Origin of the sequence: Rhodobacter sp., assembly GCA_020637515.1 — a bacterium.
GTDB lineage: Bacteria > Pseudomonadota > Alphaproteobacteria > Rhodobacterales > Rhodobacteraceae > Pararhodobacter.
This window is the reverse complement of record JACKKG010000001.1, coordinates 920,918-937,176: the sequence shown is the minus strand read 5'-3', so window position 1 is coordinate 937,176 and position 16,259 is coordinate 920,918. Positions and strand designations below refer to the sequence as shown.

Below are 16,259 nucleotides of genomic sequence, written 5' to 3'. Positions count from 1 at the left end.
GGTCGGGGGCAAAATCACCCTCGGGATGCGGCGCAGGCTGACTATTCAGTTGATTCTCTCTGTGGAAAACATCACAATGTTGGCAAAAATAAGACCAATGAGCAGCACACAAGGACAGGCATATGTCAAAGATCGCACTTGTCGATGACGACAGGAACATCCTGACGTCGGTCTCGATCTCGCTTGAGGCCGAGGGTTTCGAGGTCGAAACCTACAACGACGGCCAGTCGGCCCTCGACGCTTTCAATCGCAAGTTGCCGGACATGGCAGTCTTGGACATCAAGATGCCGCGCATGGACGGCATGGAACTGCTTCAGCGTCTGCGCCAGAAGACGCAGATGCCGGTGATCTTCCTGACCTCCAAGGATGACGAGATCGACGAGGTTCTGGGCCTGCGGATGGGGGCGGACGATTACGTCAAGAAACCCTTCTCGCAGCGCCTGCTGATCGAACGCATCCGTTCGCTTCTAAGGCGCCAGCAGGCGGTCGAAACCAACGAGGTCGGCACGACCGAGGACACCAAGGTCATGGTGCGCGGCTCGCTGACGATGGACCCGCTGCGCCACGCCGTGACCTGGAAGGGCCAGGAAGTCACCTTGACGGTGACCGAATTCCTGCTGTTGCAGGCGCTGGCCCAGCGCCCCGGCTTCGTGAAAAGCCGCGATCAGCTGATGGACGTGGCCTATGACGATCAGGTCTATGTGGACGATCGCACCATCGACAGCCACATCAAGCGCCTGCGCAAGAAGATGCGCTCGGTGGACGAGGATTTCTCGTCGATCGAAACGCTCTACGGGATCGGATACAAGTATAACGAGGCCTGAGACGGCGGATATCCCGATCAGGCCGTTGGTGGCGGTAACAGCTCTGTGGGGGCATAGGTGAACACGCAGACCGGGGCGCCCGGCAGTGATGTCGTCCTTGGCGACGACTGGGTGCGCCCGCAAAGCGCGGTCGATACCGAGGTGCGGATTCACCGCGCGCGGCGCGGCTTGTTTTCCATCTTCCACTCGCCCCTGGCACGCAAGATCATCCTGTTCAACATGCTGGCGCTGGTGCTGCTGGTCGCGGGGGTGCTGTTCACCAACCCGTTCCGCGACACACTCGCCAGCCAGCATGAACGCGCTCTTGTCACCCAGGCCGAGGGCCTGGCCGACATGCTGGGGGCCTTGCCCGCGATCCTGCCCGCGCACCCGGCCTATGACACGACCGAGGCCGCGCTGGCCCGACGCACGGCGCTGGGCGCGCTCGCGCTCGACAGCGAGACCGAAGTCTTGGTGATGGACGCCACCGGCGGCATCGAACTGGCGCGGCGCGGGTCGGGACGGCGCAGCTCGACCCCGGTCGAATCCTTGCAGGTCGATACCCAGCCGACCCTGATCTCGAACGTGCTGGACACGATCTGGTCCGCCCTCAGCGCCATCGTGCCGGGGGACCGTTCGCCCCAGCCCGACCCCGCCGCCCTGCTGGCGGACCTGCACGCCCAGGCGATGAACGGGCATTCCGCCAGTCGGGTGCTGCGGCTCGACGAAGGGTTCCGCATGCTGGCTGCGGCGCCGGTCCTGGTGGACGGCACCCCGGTCGGCGCCGTCATCATGCAAGAGATCCCGTCGCATATCGAACGGATGCTGCGGACCGAGCGCGAGCAGGTGCTTCAGATGTTCATCGTCGCGCTGCTGGTGTCGGTCGGGCTGAGCCTGGTGCTGGCCTCGACCATCGCGAACCCGCTGGCCGACCTGGCCACCGCCGCCGAGATGGGCCGCGACCGCAACGCGCGGCGCATGTCCCCCGGGCGGGTGCGGATCCCCGACCTGACCGGCCGACCCGACGAGATCGGCCGCCTGTCCTCGGCCATGCGCGGGATGGTCAGCGCGCTTTACGACCGGATCGACGCCAACGAACAGTTCGCGGCCGACGTGGCGCACGAGATCAAGAACCCGTTGGCCAGCCTGCGTTCGGCCGTGGGGACGCTGCGCGTCGCGAAACGCGAAGACCAGGTCACCCGGCTGCTCGACGTGATCGAACACGACGTGCGCCGCCTGGACCGTCTGATTTCCGACACCTCGAATGCCTCGCGGCTGGACAGCGAGTTGGTGAAGGAAGAGGAAGAGACCTTCAACCTGTGCAAGACGCTGGACAATCTCAGCCAGCACCTGGCGCAGGAAGCCGAGGCCAAGGGTGTCGAATTCATCACCGAACTGCCCCGCGATCCGATCCTGATCCAGGGGCTCGAGGCGCGGTTGGCGCAGGTCTTTGTCAACCTCATCACCAATGCCATCAGCTTTTGCGGCGAGGGCGACGCGGTCCGCATCTGGGCGCGAAAGCGCGACAACCGGGTGCTGGTGGTGGTCGAGGATACCGGCCCCGGCATCCCCGACGCGGCGCTGACCAAGGTGTTCAAACGCTTCTATTCCGAACGGCCGCAGGATTTCGGCAACCATTCCGGCCTGGGGCTGGCGATCTCGAAGCAGATCGTCGAGGCCCACGGCGGGGTCATCTGGGCCGAGAACATCCGCCCCACCAACGCCGACCGCAACTCGCCACCGCTGGGCGCGCGGTTCGTCGTCGGCCTGCCGCTCTAGGGCGATGCACCTGGGGCCCCTCCACGCCTCGGCCGTGGCCTTTGGCCCCGAGCGGGGCGTGCTGATCCTGGGGCCGTCGGGCGCGGGGAAATCGCAACTGGCGCTGGCGCTGATCGGCCTGGGCGCCGAGCTGGTCGCTGACGACCGCGTGCAACTGATGGGTGACGGCGGCGCGCTGTTCGCCCGCCCGCCCCGCACCATCGCCGGCCTGATCGAGGCCCGCGGCCTGGGCCTGCTGCGGCTGACGCACCGGCGACTGGCGCGCATCGTGCTGGCGGTCGATCTGGCCGAGAGCGCCGAGCGTCTGCCCGAACCGCGCACCCGCAGCCTGGCCGGGATCACGCTGGCGTGTCTGCCCGGACGCCCCGACGAGGGTTTTGCGCGCGCGCTTGCGCACTATCTTCTGGGCCGCGGGGCAAGGGTCTAGGCGATGCAGGATGGTGCCGAAACAGTGCGGGTGGTGATGGTGACCGGGCCCTCGGGTGCCGGGCGCTCGACCGCGATCAATGCGCTCGAGGATCTGGGATTCGAGGCGATCGACAACCTGCCGCTGTCGCTGATCCCGCGGTTGCTGGACGGCCCACCCCTGCCCCGGCCGCTGGCGCTGGGGCTGGACGTGCGCAACCGCGATTTCTCGTCCGAGGCGCTGATCGAACTGGTGGACCGTCTGCACCGGCTGCCAGGGGTGGCGGCGGATCTGCTGTATCTGGATTGCGACGCCGACACGTTGGTGCGGCGCTTTTCCGAAACCCGCCGCCGCCATCCCCTCAGCCCCGAGGATTCGCCGGTGACCGGGGTCGCGCACGAGCTGGAGCTGCTGACGCCGGTGCGCGACCGCGCCGATGTCCTGATCGAGACCGGCAGCCTGACGCCGCACAACCTGCGGGCCGAGATCGCGCGCTGGTTCGCGCCGCGCTCGGGCCGGCCGATGACGTTGTCGGTGCAATCGTTTTCCTACAAGCGCGGGCTGCCGCGTGGCGTGGACATGGTGTTCGACTGCCGCTTTCTGGCCAATCCGCATTGGGTCGAGGACTTGCGCGCCCTGGATGGGCGCGACCCCGCGGTTGCCGCCCATGTCGAAAGCGACCCCCGCTTCGACGACTTCTTCCGCCGGGTGCATGAATTGATCGCCTCGTTGCTGGACGCCTTTGTCGACGAGGGCAAGACCAGCCTGACCATTGCCTTTGGCTGCACGGGCGGCAAACACCGTTCGGTTGCACTTGCAGAAAAAATGGCCAGGACGCTTGCGGACCAGGGCTGGCGGGTGGCAAAGAGACACCGGGAGCTGGAACGACGCGGCTTTGGGCGCGCGCCGAGTGGGCAAGGATGAAGGCGTGATCGGAATCGTGATCGTCGCACATGGCGGATTGGCGCGCGAGTATCTCGCCGCGGTCGAACATGTCGTGGGCAAGCAATCCGGCATCCGGGCAATCTCGATCGAATATGACCACAACCGGGCCGCGAAGCAGGCCGAAATCTGCGCCGCGGCCGATTCCGTGGACCGCGGCGACGGGGTGGTGGTGGTCACCGACATGTGGGGCGGCTCGCCATCGAACCTGTCGCTGCCGGCGTGCTGCGCCGATGACCGCCGGATTCTCTATGGGGCGAACCTGCCGATGCTGATCAAGCTGGCAAAGTCGCGCCGCCTGTCGGTGCCGGATGCCGCCGCCGCCGCGCTGGAGGCAGGGCGCAAGTATATCAATTCCTACGAAAACAGCGGGGGGAGCGGAGTGTGAGTGCCGAGAAGGTCCTGAAGATCGTCAATGAAAAGGGGCTGCACGCGCGAGCCTCGGCAAAATTCGTCGAGGTGGTCGAGGCCCACGACGCCAGGGCCGAGGTCGAAAAGGACGGGATGCGCGTCTCGGGCGATTCGATCATGGGGCTGCTGATGCTGGCAGCCTCGCGCGGGACCGAGATCCGCGTGCGGACCGACGGCGCCCAGGCCGACGCGCTGCTGGCGGCCCTGGCCAAGCTGGTCGCGAACCGGTTCGGCGAACCCTTCTGAGACCGGCCCGGGCCTGAGGCCTGACCTCAACCCCGCGCGACCCGGCCGGACCCCGGACCGACCGGGTCCAGGTGGATGATGACATCCGAATCGGGGATCATGCTTTCCAGCTTGTGTTCCAGCCCGTCGGCGATGCGGTGCGCCTCGTTCAGGGACATCTCGCCGTCCAGTTCGACGTGCAGGCCGATGAAGGTGCGGCTGCCCGCCATGCGCGTGCGCAGGTCGTGGTGGCCCTTCAGCCCCGGCCAGTCGTTGGCGATGGCGTGAACCTGGTCCAGCACCTCGGGCGGGGCGGCGTGATCCATCAGCGCATCCCAGGCCCCGCGCCCGATACTGGCACCGCTGCGCGCCAGCCACAGCGCGGCCAGCAAGGCGATGACCGAATCCACCCGCGCCAGCCCCCACAGCGAGGACGCCCCAAGCGCCACCAGCACCCCCAGCGTCGGCAGCAGATCGCCCAGGTAGTGCAGGGAATCGGCGGCCACGACGCGGTTGCCGGTGGCCTTGGCGACATGGCGTTGCCATAGCACCAGCGCGCCGGTCAGCACGACCGAAACCGCCATCACGGCAATGCCCCAGCCCTCGGCCTGGACGGGTGCGGGTTCGGCGGCGAACAGGCGCAGGGCCGCCAGCACGCCGATCATCCCGGCCGAGATCAACACCAGGGCCGATTGCAACAGCGCGGCCAGATCCTCGGCCGAGGTATGGCCAAAGGTGTGGTCCTCGTCAGCCGGGCGGGTGGCGTAGCCGATCGCCGCCAGCGCCGCGACCGAAACCATGACATCAAGCGCGTTGTCCGCCAGCGAGGCCGCGACCGACAGCGCGCCCGTCATGACCAGCGCCCACAGTTTCAACACGACCAGCGTTACCGCCACCGCGACCGAGGCCACCCCGGCGGACAGGTTCAGCCGCCGGCTGTGGCGGGAATCGGGGATGGCGGCGACGGTTTTCATACCGGCCACCATGCCCTCGTCGCGTGGCGGGGTCCAGAGTGCCGGGACGCGCCCCCGCGAGGGTGCCAGGGCCTGTGGATCGGCTGAAACAATTCGTTAGGATTGGGCAAAACTCCGGCAATACTCGGCCGCCACCAATTCATGCAACGGATGCGGCAGTCGTTGAGGACGGCCCGTCAGCATTCGACTGGGGAGGAGACTGTTCGTGACCACGACCGCCAAACAAGCGGCGCTGCAATCCGTGCCGGCCCTGCTGGCACGCAACGCGGTGCAGTTCGCCAATTCGACCGCCTACCGCGAAAAGGAATTCGGCATCTGGCAGGCCTGGACCTGGAAGGAAACCGCGGCCGAGATCGACGCCATGGCCCTGGGCTTTCTGGCCCTGGGCATGAACCGGGGCGACTATGTCGCGATCATCGGTCGCAACCGCCCGGCGTTGTATTGGGCGATGGTCGCCGCGCAATCGGTGGGGGCGGTTCCGGTCGCTCTCTATCAGGACGCGGTGGCCGACGAGATGGCCTATGTGCTGGAGCATTGCGGCGCGCGCTTTGCCATTTGCGGCGATCAGGAGCAGGTGGACAAGGTCATCGAGGTCCAGGGCAGCGCGCAAAGCATCGAACAGATCCTTTATCTCGACAAGCGCGGAATGCGCAAATACGACCACGGCCGCATGAACTGGCTGTCCGACGTGCAGGCCGAGGGCCGCGCCGGCCACAGCCGGTTCGAGGCGGAACTGGCCGCGCGCCGGGCCGAACTGACCTATGACAGCACCTGCGTGATGCTCTACACCTCGGGCACCACCGGAAAGCCCAAGGGCGTGGTGCTGTCGAACCGCAACATCATCGAGACGGCGAAAGCCTCGGCCGAGTTCGACCACCTGGGCCTGAACGAGGAAGTCCTCGCCTATCTGCCGATGGCCTGGGTGGGCGATTTCATCTTTTCGGTCGGCCAGGCGTATTGGACCGGGTTCTGCGTGAACTGCCCCGAGAACGCCGAAACCATGATGCATGACCTGCGCGAGATCGGCCCCAGCTATTTCTTTGCCCCGCCGCGCGTATTCGAGACGATGCTGACCACCGTCATGATCCGCATGGAGGACGCGGGCGCCACCAAGAAGCGCCTCTTTGACCGCTACATGGCCCACGCGCGAAAGGTCGGCGGCGCGATCCTGGACGGCAAGCCCGTCAGCGCCGCGGACCGGCTGAAATACCGCATGGGCGAGGCGCTGGTCTATGGCCCGCTGAAAAACACGCTGGGCCTGTCGAACATCCGCGTTGCCTATACCGCCGGCGAGGCGATCGGTCCCGAGATCTTCGATTTCTACCGCTCGCTGGGCATCAACCTGAAGCAGCTCTACGGCCAGACCGAGGCGTCGGTGTTCATCACCCAGCAGCCCGATGGCGAGGTCCGTTCGGACACCGTGGGCGTGCCCAGCCCCGGGGTCGAGGTGCGCATCGCCGAAAACGGCGAGGTGTTCTACCGCTCGCCCGGGGTGTTCGTGGAATATTACAAGAACCCCGAAAGCACCGCCTCGACCAAGGACGCCGATGGCTGGGTCGCGACGGGGGACGCCGGCTTCTTCGAGGATGGCACCGGGCATCTCAGGATCATCGACCGCGCCAAGGACGTGGGCAAGCTGGCCGACGGCCGGATGTTCGCGCCCAAATATGTCGAGAACAAGCTGAAGTTCTATCCCGACATCCTGGAGGCCGTGCTGTTCGGCAACGACCGCGACCACTGCGTCGCCTTCATCAACATCGACCTGGCCGCCGTGGGCAACTGGGCGGAACGCAACAACATCGCCTATTCCAGCTATCAGGAACTGGCCGGGCACCCGCGCGTCCTCGGTTCGATCCAGGAGCATGTCGAGACGGTGAACGCCTCGGTCGCGCAGGACCCGATGCTGTCGGGCTGCCAGATCCACCGTTTCCTGGTGCTGCACAAGGAACTCGATGCCGACGACGGCGAGATGACCCGCACCCGCAAGGTCCGGCGCAACATCGTCGAGCAGAAATACGCGGACCTGATCGCCGGGCTCTATGACGGCGCGGCCTCGGTCTATACCGAAACCGAGGTCAGCTACGAGGACGGCCGCAAGGGCGTGCTGAAAGCCACGCTGGAACTGCGCGATGCCCGGGTCTTCGACACCGGCGCGGCGCAGGTTGCCGCGGAATAAGGGGCAGGGAATGCTGGATACGCAAGAAGGCTATGTCACCGCGGACGGTCGCCAGATCGGCGGCGTGGTGATGGAGTTGAAGAACATCACCCTGCGCTTTGGCGGGGTCGAGGCGATCAAGAACATCAGTTTCGACATCCGCACCGGCGAGATCCGCGCGATCATCGGCCCCAACGGCGCGGGCAAGTCGTCGATGCTGAACGTCATCTCGGGGTTCTACAACCCGCAGGAAGGCGACGTGATCTACAAGGGCTACAAGCGCCCGCGGATGCGCCCCTACCAGGTGGCCCGCATGGGCATCGCCCGGACGTTCCAGAACATCGCCCTGTTCGAAGGGATGACGGTTCTGGACAACATCATGACCGGGCGGATGAACATCATGAAGTCGGGCTTCCTGGCCCAGGCAATGTGGTGGGGCAAGGCCGCGCGCGAGGAAGACGAACACCGCGAAAAGGTCGAAAAGGTCATCGACTTCCTGGAAATCCAGCACATCCGCAAGACGCCTGTCGCGCGCCTGCCCTACGGGCTGAAAAAGCGCGTGGAACTGGCGCGCGCCTTGGCCGCGGAACCGCAGATCCTGCTTCTCGACGAGCCGATGGCCGGCATGAACGTCGAGGAGAAAGAGGACATGTCCCGCTTCATCCTGGACGTAAACGACGAATTCGGCACCACCATCGTGCTGATCGAACACGACATGGGCGTGGTCATGGACCTGTCGGACCGTGTGGTGGTGATGGATTACGGCAAGAAGATCGGTGACGGCACCCCTGACGAGGTGCGCAACAATCAGGACGTCATCGACGCCTATCTGGGGGTGGCCCATGAGTGATACGGTCCTTTTCGCGCTGGAAGCGGCCCTGAACGGGTTGACCGTCGGCATCATGTATTCGCTGGTCGCGCTGGGTTTTGTGCTGATCTTCAAGGCCTCGGGCATCTTCAACTTTGCGCAGGGCGTCATGGCGCTGTTCGCGGCGCTGACGCTGGTGGGGTTCCAGCAGGGCCAGGTGCCCTTTGCGCCGCTCTTCAACGCGCTTTTGGGGACCTCGATCCACGAATTCGGCTGGACGCTGCCCAGCCTGCTGGCGATCGTGCTGACCGTCGCGGTGATGGTCGCGCTGGCCTGGCTGATCGAACGGCTGGTGCTGAAGCATCTGGTCAACCAGGAGCCGATCATCCTGTTCATGGCCACCATCGGCCTGTCCTATTTCCTCGAAGGTCTGGGCGACATCATGTGGGGCGCCGAGGTCAAGCGCCTGGACGTCGGCATCCCGCAGGGCATGTCCGCCTGGGTGGACGAGGTGACCTACAACCTGCTGGGCTACGGGTTCTATCTGGACACGCTGAACCTGTGGGCGCTGGTCATCGCGGGCGTTCTGGTGACCGCGCTGGTCCTCTTCTCGCAATACACCAAGCAGGGCCGCGCGCTGCGCGCCGTGGCCGACGACCACCAGGCGGCGCTGTCGGTGGGGATCTCGTTGCGGTTTATCTGGGTGCTGACCTGGTCCATCGCCGGCATCGTCGCGCTGGTCGCGGGGGTGATGTGGGGGTCGAAGTCAGGGGTTCAGTTCTCGCTGTCGCTGATCGCGCTGAAGGCGCTGCCGGTGCTGATCCTGGGGGGGTTCACCTCGATCCCGGGGGCGATCGTCGGCGGGCTGCTGATCGGCGTCGGCGAAAAGCTGTTCGATTTCTTCATGCAACCGATCATCGGCGGCGCGACCGAAAACTGGTTCGCCTACATGCTGGCGCTGCTGTTCCTGCTGTTCCGTCCGCAGGGCCTGTTCGGCGAAAAGATCATCGAGAGGGTCTGAGACCATGCTTTACCGTGAAGCGGGCGATTTCAAGACGTCCTACGCCAGCGACAACCAGACCTTTCCGATCCGATTCGATCGCGCCGCCTATTGGGTCGCGCTGGGGTTCGCGTTCCTGGTCATGCCCTTCATCCTGGGCGACTATTGGGCCAACGCGGTCGTGGTGCCGTTCCTGATCTATGTGATCGCGGCGCTGGGTCTGAACATCCTGATCGGCTATTGCGGGCAGCTCAGCCTGGGAACGGCGGCGTTCATGGCCGTCGGCGCCTATGCCACCTTCAAGCTGACCACCAGCTTTCCGGGGCTGAACATCTACATCGTGTTCCTGCTGTCGGGCGTGGTGACGGCCGGCGTGGGCGTGCTGTTCGGCCTGCCGTCCCTGAAGATCAAGGGGTTCTACCTGGCGGTGGCGACACTGGCCGCGCAGTTCTTCCTGATCTGGTTGTTCACGCGCGTGAGCTGGTTCTACAATTATTCGCCCACCGGGCAGATTTCGATGCCGGAACGCACCATGTTCGGCATCACCGTCACCGGCGCAGCGGCCAGTTCGACCGCGGTCTACATGACCTGCCTGATCTTTGCCGTCGCCATGGCCTGGATGGCGCGGAACCTGACGCGCGGGACCGTGGGGCGCAAGTGGATGTCGATCCGCGACATGGACATCGCCGCCGAGATCATCGGCGTGAACCCCCTGATCGCCAAGCTCAGCGCCTTTGCCGTGTCGTCGTTCTTTGTCGGTGTGGCCGGGGCGCTGATGTTCGGCGTCTACCTGGGTGCGGCCGAGGCCGGCGAGGCGTTCGGCATCAACAAGTCGTTCCTGGTGCTGTTCATGGTCATCATCGGCGGCCTTGGGTCGATCCTGGGGTCCTTCCTGGGGGCGGCCTTTCTGGTGATCCTGCCAGTGCTGCTGAAGCTGGTGCTGGTGGACGGCCTGGGATGGCCCACCGACCTGGCACGCCACCTCGAGGTCATGATCATCGGCGCGCTGATCGTCGTGGTGCTGATCGCCGAGCCGCACGGCATGGCCGCGCTGTGGCGCACGATCAAGGAAAAACTGCGACTTTGGCCTTTCCCGCACTGATTGCGGGCCGGGCCGGAGAATAACATCCGTCATCGACTGGGAGGAGAAACCAATGAAGATGACCACGCTGGCCGCGCTGCTTGCGGCGACGACCGTGCTGGCGGCACCCGCCGTCGCACAGACCCTGCACTTTCCGATGCTCAGCTATCGGACCGGGCCCTACGCCCCCGGCGGCATCCCCTTTGCCGACGGCTATCACGACTATCTGACGCTCATCAACGAGCGCGATGGCGGTATCGGCGGCCTGCCGATCCGCATCACCGAGTGCGAAACCGCCTACAACACCGAGCGTGGCGTGGAATGCTATGAATCGGTGCGCGGCGACAGCCCGCTGGTGATCCAGCCGCTGTCCACCGGGATCACCTATCAGCTGATCCCGCGCGTGACCGAAGATCACATCCCGATGCTGACCACCGGCTATGGCCGCACCTCGGCGATGGAGGGCGCGACCTTCCCCTACGTGTTCAACTTCCCGGCCAACTACTGGGACGGCGCGTCGGTCGCGATCAACTACCTGCTCAGCCAGAACGACGGCTCGTTGCAGGGCAAGAAGATCGTGCTGCTCTATCACAACTCGGCCTATGGGCGCGAACCGATCCGCACGCTGGAAATCCTGTCCGAGCGGCTGGGCTTTGAACTGGTGCAGATCGCCGTCGATCACCCCGGGCAAGAGCAGGGCTCGCAGTGGCTGCAAATCCGCCGTGAGCGCCCGGATTACGTGCTGATGTGGGGCTGGGGCGTGATGAGCGCCGTGGCGATCCAGGAAGCCGCGAACATCCGCTTCCCGATGGACCACTTCATCGGCATCTGGTGGTCGGGCTCGGAAAACGACGTGGTTCCGGTGGGCGCTGGCGCCGACGGGTATACCGCGCTGACCTTCCACGGGATCGGCACCGAATACCCGCTGTATCAGGACATCCAGCAGTATGTCGTCGATCGCGGCCTGGCGGCCGGCGCCGGCGATCAGATCGGCTCGGCGGTCTATTCGCGCGGTCTCTATGCGGCGATGCTGGCGGTCGAGGCCGCGCGCACCGCGCAAGAGATGACCGGTCACGCGCAGATCACGCCCGAGGAAATGCGCGACGGGATGGAGCATCTGAACATCACCAACGAACGTCTTGCCGAACTGGGCCTGCCCAGCTTCTCGGCGCCGTTCCAGGTGACTTGCGCCAACCACGGCGGCCCCGGCCAGGCGATGCTGCAACAGTGGAACGCCTCGGAAGGGCGCTGGCACCTCATCACCGACTGGATCCAGTCGGATCGTGAGCTGATCGGCCAACTCGCGACCGAGGACGCCGCTGCCTATGCTCAGGAAAACAACATCACGCCGGCTGCCTGCAACTGACGTGACCTTCCGGAGGGGCGCTGCGGCGCCCCTCCTCCCCCCTCTTCTGACGGACCCGTGCCATGTTCGACACCGACGCCCAGTCTGAGACGCTGCTTGAAGTCAACAACATCGAGGTGATCTACAATCACGTCATTCTGGTGCTCAAAGGGGTCAGCCTGACCGTGCCAAAGGGCGGCATCACCGCGTTGCTGGGCGGCAACGGCGCGGGGAAATCGACCACGCTGAAATCGATCTCGGGCCTGTTGAAATCCGAACGCGGCGACGTGACCAAGGGTTCGGTCCACTATCGCGGCGAGAACCTGGCGGGCAAGAACCCCGCCGATCTGGTCAAGACCGGCATCATCCAGGTGATGGAAGGCCGGCATTGTTTCGAACATCTCACGGTCGAGGAAAACCTGTTGACCGGCAGCTACACGCGCGGCGATGGGCGCGGCGCGGTCTCGGCCGATCTGGAGATGGTCTATGAATATTTCCCCCGTCTCAAGACCCGGCGCAAATCGCAGGCGGGTTACACCTCGGGCGGGGAACAGCAGATGGTCGCGATCGGCCGCGCGATGATGGCCCGGCCCGAGACGATCCTGCTGGACGAACCGTCGATGGGCCTGGCGCCGCAGCTGGTGGAACAGATCTTCGAGATCGTCAAACGCCTGAACGAAGAGCAGGGCGTGACCTTCCTGCTGGCCGAACAGAACACCAACGTCGCGCTGCGCTATGCCCACACCGGCTATATCCTGGAAAACGGCCGCGTCGTGATGGACGGCACCGCCAAGGCGCTGCGCGAGAACCCCGACGTCGCCGAATTCTATCTGGGCATGTCGGACAAGGGCAGAAAGAGCTTTCGTGATGTGCGCAGCTATCGACGCCGCAAGCGTTGGCTGGCATGAACCGACCGAGATCTGTGTCCTTGCGTTTACAGGAGGCGGGACTGCCCGCGAACATGATGAGCCAGTATTTCGACCCGTTGGAAACACGCTCGGCCGATCAGCGCGCCGCCGATCTGGCGCGCGACCTGCCCGCGCTGATCGAACGCGCGCAGGCGACTGCGGGGCTGGGGCGCGTCCTGGCGGGCGTCGATGCGCATGCGATCACCGACGCCGCCGCGCTGGCCAGCCTGCCGGTTCTGCGCAAGTCCGAACTGGTGGCGGCGCAGGCCGATTCCGCGCCATTTGGCGGGTTTGCCGCGTTGCAAGCGCATGAATTCGACCATGTCTTTCAGTCCCCCGGGCCGATCTACGAACCCGGCCGCATGGCGCATGACTGGTATCGGCTGGGCCGGTTCCTGCACGCGACGGGCATCGGCAAGGGCGACATCGTCCACAACTGCTTTGGCTATCACCTGACGCCCGCCGGCATGATGTTCGAAAACGGTGCGCGGGCGGTGGGCGCAGCGGTGCTGCCCGCCGGAACCGGGCAGACCGAATTGCAGGTGCGCGCGGCCCGCGACATCGGCACGACCGCCTACGCCGGCACGCCGGATTTCCTGAAGATCATCCTGGACAAGGCCGACGACCTGGGCGTTGCGCTGGCGATCACCAAGGCCGCGGTCGGCGGCGGCGCGCTGTTTCCCAGCCTGCGCCAATACTATGCCGATCGGGGTATCGCCTGCCGGCAATGCTATGCGACCGCCGACCTGGGCAACATCGCCTATGAGAGCGCGGCGATGGAGGGCATGATCCTGGACGAGGGTGTCGTGGTCGAGATCGTCCGCCCTGGCACGGGCGATCCGGTCCCCCACGGCGAGGTGGGCGAGGTCGTCGTGACCACGCTCAACCGCGACTATCCGCTGGTGCGTTTCGCGACTGGCGATCTCAGCGCCATCCTGCCCGGTGAAAGCCCCTGCGGTCGCACCAACCTGCGCATCAAGGGCTGGATGGGCCGCGCCGACCAGACGACCAAGATCAAGGGCATGTTCGTGCGCCCCGAGCAGGTCGCCGCCTTTGTCAGCCGCCACGAAGAGGTCTGCCGCGCCCGGGTCGTCGCCTCGCGTCAGGGCGAGATGGACGTGATGACCGTCCGCATCGAAACCCGCGCCACCAATCCGGCATTGTATGAAGGCAGCGTGCTGGATACGCTGAAAATGCGGGGGACCGTGGAGCTGGTGCCACCGGGCACCCTGCCCAATGACGGCAAGGTGATCGAGGATCTGCGCGCCTACGAGTAACCTTTCCCCTCCGCACTTTGCTACGGAGGCCAGCCATGACGACCCGTTTCACCACCGCTTTCGCGGTCCTGATCGCCGCCGCCGGATCGTTTGCCGCCCGGGGTGCCGATGCATCGACGGGCGCTGTGCTGATCGTCGCAAACGAGGATTACGCATCGCTGCGCGACGCCCGCGGCGCGCGCGGGGTCGTGCAGGCCGAGGGGACATTCCGGGCCTCGGGGTTCGACGTGGACGTGGCGACCGATCTGGGCACCGACGCGCTGCGCGCGGCGCTGTCGCAGTTGGGCGCGACCTTGCGCGCCGGTGACGCACAGCGCGTCATCATCGTGTTTTCGGGCTATGCGATCAACGCCGCCCACGGCATCTGGCTGATGGGGACCGAGGCCCGTGCACCGGATTTCGCCACCATCGAAAGCTATGGCGTGCGGCTGGAGACGCTGCTGGCGCTGGCCGGCCAGATCCAGGGCGGCGCGGTGGTGGCGATTGCGGACTACGGCTTTCCGGTGACGCCCGGCAACGGGTTCCAGCCCGGACTGCCCGGCACCATCGACGTGCCGCAGGGCGTGACGCTGGTGCATGGCACCGGCGCTGGCGTGGCGGCCTTTCTGCGCGACATGGCCGCGCCCGGGACCAATCTGGGCGCCGCCGCCAGCCGGCGCTCGGACCTGGAGATCGACGGGTTCAACCCGCCCTACCTGTCCTTTCTACCCGCTGACTGGCAACCCGCGGTCGATGCCGAACGTCAGGCCTGGGGTAGCGCGGTCGATGCCGACAGCGTCGAGGGGTATGACGCCTATCTGGCCACCTATCCGAACGGGACCTATGCCGCACAGGCGCAAGAGGCCCGCCAGCGCCTGTTGAACACACCCGAGCGGATCGAGGCCGCGCTGGGTCTCAGCCGCGACGAGCGCCGCGCGATTCAGCGCGACCTGACGATCCTGGGCTACGATCCGCGCGGCATCGACGGCATTTTCGGGCGCGGCACGCGGTCCGCCGTGGGCGCCTGGCAGGGGGCGAACCGATTCGAGCAGACCGGCTTTCTGAACCGCGACCAGGTTTTCGAACTGGCGCAGCAGGGCGCCCGGCGCGCCGCGCAACTGGAATCCGAGGCGCGCGAACGCCAGCGCGAACAGGAACGGCTGGATCGGGCCTTCTGGCGTGACACGGGGTCGGGCGCGGACGAGGCCGGCATGCGCGCCTACCTGGACCGCTATCCCGACGGGATCTTTGCCAGCATTGCACAGGACCGGCTGGACCAGATCGAATCGCAACGCCGGGCCGCCGCGCAGGCGCGTGACCGCGCCGCCTGGGACCAGGCGCAGCAGGCCGATACCGTGCTGGCCTATCGCGCCTATTTGCAGGACTTCCCGCAGGGCGCCTTTGCCGACCAGGCCAACACCCGGATCGAGGAATTGCGCCGCCCGCGTGAGCCCCAGGTGGACACCGCCGCCGCCCAGGCCGAAGAAGACGCGATGCATCTTCCCGCATTCTCGAAACAGATCATCGAGCAGCGCCTGGACCGGCTGGGGCTGGAACCGGGCGCGGTGGACGGCACGTTCGACCGCCAGACCCGGCGCGCGATCCGCCGCTATCAGCGCAGCGCGGACCTGCCGGTCACGGGTTATCTGACGCCGTCGATCGTGGCCCGCCTGATGGCCGAAGGGATGGTGGACATCCTGCGCTGACGCATCGGGCCGCGCCCGCAGACAACGAAAAGGGCCGCGCCGGATTGCCCGGAGCGGCCCTTGATTCGGATCCCGAAGAGATCAGCCCTGGCGGGCCTTGAACTTCTTCTGGGTCTTGTTGATCACATAGATCCGGCCTTTGCGGCGCACGACCTGGCAATCGCGGTGGCGCTGCTTGAGCGAGCGCAGCGAATTTCTGACCTTCATCGGCCTTCTCCTCTTCGCGGCGCCAGGCGCCTTGAAACTTTAACGCCCCGTCAGCTTTCGCCTGGGGGCGCGATGGTCACCTGCCCCAAAAAGGGCGATGGTGGGCACGACAAGGTTCGAACTTGTGACCCCTACGATGTCAACGTAGTGCTCTACCACTGAGCTACGCGCCCGGAACATCGGCCCACCACGAGGGGCAAGCCGCGTCTGTGGACGGGTCTATAAAAGGACTCGCGGTCATGTTCAAGGGCTT

16 protein-coding genes and 1 tRNA gene are annotated in these 16,259 nt (G+C 65.8%); 14 read left to right on the top strand and 3 right to left on the bottom strand.

What is annotated here, in order from left to right:
- The first annotated feature begins 122 nt into the window (after nt 1-122).
- From H6900_04555 to H6900_04530, 6 genes are read left to right on the top strand one after another with little or no spacing between them, the layout of a single operon-like run.
- The gene (locus H6900_04555; protein MCC0072544.1) at nt 123-824 is read left to right on the top strand and encodes a response regulator transcription factor; all 702 of its coding nucleotides are present in this window, start codon (nt 123-125) and stop codon (nt 822-824) included.
- A 57-nt stretch (nt 825-881) separates the two neighbouring features.
- Nucleotides 882-2,582, top strand: a complete 1,701-nt coding sequence (locus H6900_04550) for a sensor histidine kinase (GenBank protein ID MCC0072543.1) — start codon at nt 882-884, stop codon at nt 2,580-2,582.
- 4 nt (nt 2,583-2,586) lie between these two features.
- Nucleotides 2,587-3,009 (top strand): serine kinase, encoded by a 423-nt coding sequence (locus H6900_04545; GenBank protein ID MCC0072542.1) that lies wholly within the window; start codon nt 2,587-2,589, stop codon nt 3,007-3,009.
- A gap of 3 nt (nt 3,010-3,012) precedes the next feature.
- A complete protein-coding gene (gene rapZ, locus H6900_04540; GenBank protein MCC0072541.1) occupies nt 3,013-3,912 on the top strand; it encodes an RNase adapter RapZ in 900 nt (299 codons plus the stop codon).
- Between the two features lie 4 nt (nt 3,913-3,916).
- Nucleotides 3,917-4,318 carry a PTS fructose transporter subunit IIA gene (locus H6900_04535; GenBank protein ID MCC0072540.1) on the top strand — a complete coding sequence of 134 codons (402 nt, stop codon included), beginning with the start codon at nt 3,917-3,919 and terminating at the stop codon, nt 4,316-4,318.
- The gene (locus tag H6900_04530; GenBank protein ID MCC0072539.1) at nt 4,315-4,587 is read left to right on the top strand and encodes an HPr family phosphocarrier protein; all 273 of its coding nucleotides are present in this window, start codon (nt 4,315-4,317) and stop codon (nt 4,585-4,587) included. Before H6900_04535 ends, H6900_04530 begins: the two co-directional genes overlap by 4 nt.
- A gap of 26 nt (nt 4,588-4,613) precedes the next feature.
- On the opposite strand, the gene H6900_04525 is transcribed toward H6900_04530, so the two are convergent.
- On the bottom strand, nt 4,614-5,540 hold the full coding sequence (locus H6900_04525) for a cation diffusion facilitator family transporter (protein ID MCC0072538.1): 927 nt from the start codon (nt 5,538-5,540) through the stop codon (nt 4,614-4,616).
- A gap of 232 nt (nt 5,541-5,772) precedes the next feature.
- On the opposite strand from H6900_04525, the gene H6900_04520 reads away from it, so the two are divergent.
- The 8 genes from H6900_04520 to H6900_04485 all read left to right on the top strand — a co-directional run bounded on the left by H6900_04520 (nt 5,773) and on the right by H6900_04485 (nt 15,799).
- Nucleotides 5,773-7,716 carry an AMP-binding protein gene (locus H6900_04520; protein ID MCC0072537.1) on the top strand — a complete coding sequence of 648 codons (1,944 nt, stop codon included), beginning with the start codon at nt 5,773-5,775 and terminating at the stop codon, nt 7,714-7,716.
- A gap of 10 nt (nt 7,717-7,726) precedes the next feature.
- Nucleotides 7,727-8,545 (top strand): ABC transporter ATP-binding protein, encoded by an 819-nt coding sequence (locus tag H6900_04515; GenBank protein ID MCC0072536.1) that lies wholly within the window; start codon nt 7,727-7,729, stop codon nt 8,543-8,545.
- Entirely contained in the window at nt 8,538-9,524 is a 987-nt protein-coding gene (locus H6900_04510) for a branched-chain amino acid ABC transporter permease (GenBank protein ID MCC0072535.1), read from the top strand. The genes H6900_04515 and H6900_04510 overlap by 8 nt, the downstream gene beginning before the upstream one ends.
- Nucleotides 9,525-9,528: 4 nt before the next feature.
- Nucleotides 9,529-10,605, top strand: coding sequence for a branched-chain amino acid ABC transporter permease (locus tag H6900_04505; protein MCC0072534.1), 1,077 nt, complete (start codon nt 9,529-9,531; stop codon nt 10,603-10,605).
- A gap of 52 nt (nt 10,606-10,657) precedes the next feature.
- The gene (locus H6900_04500) at nt 10,658-11,950 is read left to right on the top strand and encodes an ABC transporter substrate-binding protein (protein MCC0072533.1); all 1,293 of its coding nucleotides are present in this window, start codon (nt 10,658-10,660) and stop codon (nt 11,948-11,950) included.
- A 62-nt stretch (nt 11,951-12,012) separates the two neighbouring features.
- Entirely contained in the window at nt 12,013-12,837 is an 825-nt protein-coding gene (locus tag H6900_04495; GenBank protein ID MCC0072532.1) for an ABC transporter ATP-binding protein, read from the top strand.
- Between the two features lie 56 nt (nt 12,838-12,893).
- A complete protein-coding gene (locus tag H6900_04490; GenBank protein MCC0072531.1) occupies nt 12,894-14,114 on the top strand; it encodes a phenylacetate--CoA ligase family protein in 1,221 nt (406 codons plus the stop codon).
- A gap of 35 nt (nt 14,115-14,149) precedes the next feature.
- Entirely contained in the window at nt 14,150-15,799 is a 1,650-nt protein-coding gene (locus H6900_04485) for a peptidoglycan-binding protein (GenBank protein ID MCC0072530.1), read from the top strand.
- Nucleotides 15,800-15,880: 81 nt separating this feature from the next.
- Here H6900_04485 and rpmJ read toward each other — a convergent pair whose 3' ends face one another.
- Nucleotides 15,881-16,006 (bottom strand): 50S ribosomal protein L36, encoded by a 126-nt coding sequence (gene rpmJ, locus H6900_04480; GenBank protein ID MCC0072529.1) that lies wholly within the window; start codon nt 16,004-16,006, stop codon nt 15,881-15,883.
- A gap of 98 nt (nt 16,007-16,104) precedes the next feature.
- Nucleotides 16,105-16,179: transfer RNA gene (locus tag H6900_04475), tRNA-Val, on the bottom strand.
- Nucleotides 16,180-16,259: the final 80 nt, after the last annotated feature.

Coding starts and splice junctions, on each gene's coding strand:
- H6900_04505 (MCC0072534.1), top strand. CDS start 9,529: ATGCTTTACCGTGAAGCGGGCGATTTCAAGACGTCCTACGCCAGCGAC.
- H6900_04485 (MCC0072530.1), top strand. CDS start 14,150: ATGACGACCCGTTTCACCACCGCTTTCGCGGTCCTGATCGCCGCCGCC.
- H6900_04515 (MCC0072536.1), top strand. CDS start 7,727: ATGCTGGATACGCAAGAAGGCTATGTCACCGCGGACGGTCGCCAGATC.
- H6900_04490 (MCC0072531.1), top strand. CDS start 12,894: ATGAGCCAGTATTTCGACCCGTTGGAAACACGCTCGGCCGATCAGCGC.
- H6900_04545 (MCC0072542.1), top strand. CDS start 2,587: ATGCACCTGGGGCCCCTCCACGCCTCGGCCGTGGCCTTTGGCCCCGAG.
- H6900_04525 (MCC0072538.1), bottom strand. CDS start 5,540: ATGAAAACCGTCGCCGCCATCCCCGATTCCCGCCACAGCCGGCGGCTG.
- H6900_04510 (MCC0072535.1), top strand. CDS start 8,538: ATGAGTGATACGGTCCTTTTCGCGCTGGAAGCGGCCCTGAACGGGTTG.
- rapZ (MCC0072541.1), top strand. CDS start 3,013: ATGCAGGATGGTGCCGAAACAGTGCGGGTGGTGATGGTGACCGGGCCC.
- rpmJ (MCC0072529.1), bottom strand. CDS start 16,006: ATGAAGGTCAGAAATTCGCTGCGCTCGCTCAAGCAGCGCCACCGCGAT.
- H6900_04555 (MCC0072544.1), top strand. CDS start 123: ATGTCAAAGATCGCACTTGTCGATGACGACAGGAACATCCTGACGTCG.
- H6900_04495 (MCC0072532.1), top strand. CDS start 12,013: ATGTTCGACACCGACGCCCAGTCTGAGACGCTGCTTGAAGTCAACAAC.
- H6900_04500 (MCC0072533.1), top strand. CDS start 10,658: ATGAAGATGACCACGCTGGCCGCGCTGCTTGCGGCGACGACCGTGCTG.